This is a genomic window from Acinetobacter sp. UBA2063 (assembly GCF_002333245.1).
Lineage (GTDB): Bacteria > Pseudomonadota > Gammaproteobacteria > Pseudomonadales > Moraxellaceae > Acinetobacter > Acinetobacter parvus.
The window spans coordinates 1-3,917 of sequence record NZ_DDAH01000261.1 but is presented as its reverse complement, the minus strand read 5'-3'; the positions used below and the strand labels follow the sequence as shown (position 1 = coordinate 3,917).

2 protein-coding genes are annotated in these 3,917 nt (G+C 40.7%); both read right to left on the bottom strand.

What is annotated here, in order from left to right:
• Positions 1–603 (bottom strand): beta-ketoacyl-ACP synthase III (locus B4H32_RS12330; RefSeq protein WP_286803307.1); only part of this gene is annotated, 603 nt, incomplete at its 3' end.
• Between the two features lie 46 nt (positions 604–649).
• On the bottom strand, positions 650–3,917 hold a 3,268-nt coding region (gene hrpA, locus B4H32_RS12325), incomplete at its 5' end, for an ATP-dependent RNA helicase HrpA (protein ID WP_286803306.1).

Here is a 3,917-nt window from a genome sequence, read left to right as displayed (position 1 = left end):
ATCACCGAAAATGAAATGTGCATCACGGGTACGGTAGTCTAAATGACCTGACGTGATTTCTACATTCAATAATAATACACGACGCGCACCACATTTCACGGCATCATAGGCTTGCTTTAAGCCAAAAGTTGCAGCGGAACAAGCTACATTCATGTCATAAGCATAACCTTGGATACCCAAAGCTGATTGAATTTCAATTGCCACAGCTGGGTAGGCACGTTGCATATTTGAACAAGCCAAGATGACAACATCAATGTCTTCTGCGGTCACGCCTGCATTTTCCATTGCCTGTTTAGCAGCAATCACGCCCCACTCCGCTTGAAGTGAAAGTTCATCATTGCTACGCTCTTGTAAACGTGGGCGTAAACGTGCTGGATCAAGTATCCCTGATTTCTCAACTACATAACGGCTTTTGATACCCGATGCTTTTTCAATAAATTCAGGGCTTGAGCCACGTAAGGCTTCAATTTCGCCTGCTTCAATCTGAGCGGCATGATCTTGATTATATTGTTCTACATAAGCATTTAAACTTTCAACCAACTCTTCATTGGAAATAGATTCGGTCGGGTGGAATAAACCTGTACCTGTTATACGGATGCCCATGTAAAACTCCTGTAAAGAATGGTTCTAGCTTTCATCATCGCTCAGTTTAACCGATTGCTAATCGATCCCATAGTTTTTGCAATCTAGTTGGTGAAATAGGCAGCTTTGTTTTCATCGGTTGAGAAAACAAGGAAATTCTAAGTTCTTCCAACATCAAATACAATTCTTTGATTTTAGGATCATTTTTAAATTTAAATACTTTGTCCATCCATGGATCGACATCATCAATTGCAGCGAGGTCACGTTGTAGATTATTGGGCAATCGGTCTAAACGCAATAGCAACGCTTTCAAATAACGTGGGTATTCCTGCCAAATCTCGGCAGATCGGCTATAAACAAAGTCTGCCAATGACATTAAATCAAGTTGGTCTTCAATGTCATCCACACTTCGACCAAAGATATCCTGATCTAAAACCAATAACTCGCAACGAATTTGCTGCCATTGAGTAAAAATATCAGTAATATCAATTAAAACTTTTTGACCATCTGCCAAAAATTGCTTTTTCACATCAACGATTAGCTGATTAAATTCCGCTGTATTTTTAGGCAAAGTTTTTATTGAAACTTGTAAGGTTGCATAAACCAGCATTTGTTCCAACTTCGCCCGATCACCTAAAGGCGAATATGCCAAAGCTAATGGTTTGGAAATCTGTTTTTTCAACTGACGGATTAAATCACCCAACTGCATATGCACAAGACGAATAATCCCCTCACGATGTTGCTTGATGGCTTCATCTTGATCATTAAAAGTTTGAATCACCACACCCGATTCATCTTTGGCATCCAATTCAGCAAAGGCTTTTGTAGGAACAAGTGCCTGATATTGCTTGACAATAACACCTGTGACTTTTTGGGAAGCCTCAAACACAAAATTTTCAGGAAAAGTCTGGAACTCCCCCTTTTGCTGTTTCACAGGGCGATGCGTTTCAACACGACAACGCGCTTTGAGTTCATCTAAATCACGTCCTTGCGCAATGAGTTTGCCTTTTTCATCCACAACTTTAATAAAAGGTACAAGATATTGATCAATTCGTTCAAAAGAAAAATCTTTTTCAGTAATTTGCTCACCACGCAGAGCAAAAGCCAAGTAACTAAACAGATGCTCACGTAAATGTACTGCATCAACACCTTGCATCAGTTTTTTCGCAGTATCTGGAATCGGGACTAAATTACGACGTTTGTCTTTAGGCAACGCCTTGAGTAAAGCCTCTATTAAATCCTGACGCCACCCAGGAATCCCCCATGACCATTGCTTTTCATCCACTTGTGGCAAAGCCTGCACAGGAATTTTAACTGTTGCACCATCTTCATCATGGCTTGGATCAAAACGATAACTCGCAACTAAACGCAATTGTCCATTATGTAAATAATCTGGGAATTGCTGCGTGGTTGGCCGATCATTCATCCACAACGCATCATCTTCAACAAACAGATAACGCGGATTTTCTGTTTCTACTGTTGCACGCCAATCCTCAAAACTACGGCGGCTAGCAATTTCCTCTGGCACTTTTTCAGCATAAAATTGATAAATATTTTCTTCATCGACCACCAAATCACGACGACGCAATTTATCTTCAACACGTTCAACTTCTTCAAGCTTCAATAAATTATGCTTTAAAAACGGTGGCGTAATACCCAAATTACCAGTCGTTAAGGCATCCCGTAAAAAGATTTCATGTGCCGCGGCTTGATCAACTTTCTCAAAATTCACCATACGTTTTGGTTCAATAATTAAACCAAACAATGAAATTTGCGCATAGGCATTCACAATGCCTGCTTTTTTCGACCAATGTGGTTCGAAATAGTGATATTTCAATAGTTCACGTGCAGCTAATAAAATCCATTCAGGATCAATTTTTGCTAAAGTTCGTAAATACACTTGAGAAGTTTCCACCATCTCAAATGCCATCACCCAAGCAGTATTGGTCTTATGCAGTGTACTGGCAGGAAATACTTTGGCTTTCTGCTGACGTACCGCCATAAAGGTATTACGTTCATCGGTTTTATTGGCGATAAATGACAGTAAACCCGTTAACAAAGCACGATGTAAATTTTCATAATTGGCTGCCTTTTCATTAAAGCTCAGCTTTAATCCTTCAGCCAACTCAACTAATTGCTGATGGGTTTGCTTCCATTCCCGTAAACGCAACCAACTCAAAAAATGTTGACGTGCAAATTGACGGCGCTTGTTTTCAGACTGCGTATCAGGACTGGTTTGCAGCGTATTCCAAAGTTTTAAATAGAATAAAAAGTCTGAATCTGCTTCTTTGAATAAAGCATGCTTCTGATCGGCCTGCATTTGTTTATCAGCAGGTCGTTCTCGTGGATCTTGAATCGCCAAGGCACTGACAATAATTAAAGTTTCTTTCAGTACACCAAAATGAGCGCCACCAATCAACATACGTGCTAATCGTGGATCAATCGGCATGCGTGCCATCATTTGACCGACTTTAGTTAAATCATTTTTACGTTCGCTTAATGCCCCCAACTCAATCAAAAGCTTGCGCCCATCATTCACCAAACGGAAATCAGGCGGCTCAATAAAGTCAAAATCTTCTAAACCACCTAAACCAAGACTTTGCATCTGCAAAATAACAGAAGCTAAGTTAGTTCGTTTGATCTCTGGTTCGGTAAATTCAGGACGACTTAAAAAATCTTCTTCGCTGTATAAACGAATACAAACACCCGCAGCAATACGACCGCAACGACCTTTACGCTGATTGGCTGCTGCCTGTGAAATCGCTTCAATCGGTAAGCGTTGCACACGTGAACGGTAGTTATAACGTGAAATACGGGCAAAACCGCTATCAATCACATAACGGATATTAGGAACGGTTAATGCTGTTTCAGCAACGTTGGTTGCAATAATGATACGGCGACCTTTGCCGCTTGGACTGAAAATCTTTTGCTGCTCAGCCAATGCCAAACGTGCATATAAAGGCAACACTTCAGTATGCCGAGGACCATATTTTTGTAGGGTTTCTTGTAATTCTCGGATCTCTTGCTCAGTGCTGGCAAAAATCAATATATCAGCATGTTCTGGATGCCCTTTACCCTCAGCATCAGCAAAACACTTTTCGACCGCTTGTACAACAGCACGTGGTAGATTTTCTTCAAAATCATCAAACTCATCATCATCACTGCCAACAATACTCAGCTCAGAGATCGGACGATAACGCACTTCTACAGGGAAGCTGCGCCCTTCTACTTCAAAAATCGGTGCATCATTGAAGTATTGGCTAAAACGATTTACATCTAACGTTGCTGAGGTGACGATAACTTTTAAATCTGGGCGCTTGGGTAAAAGTTGCTTG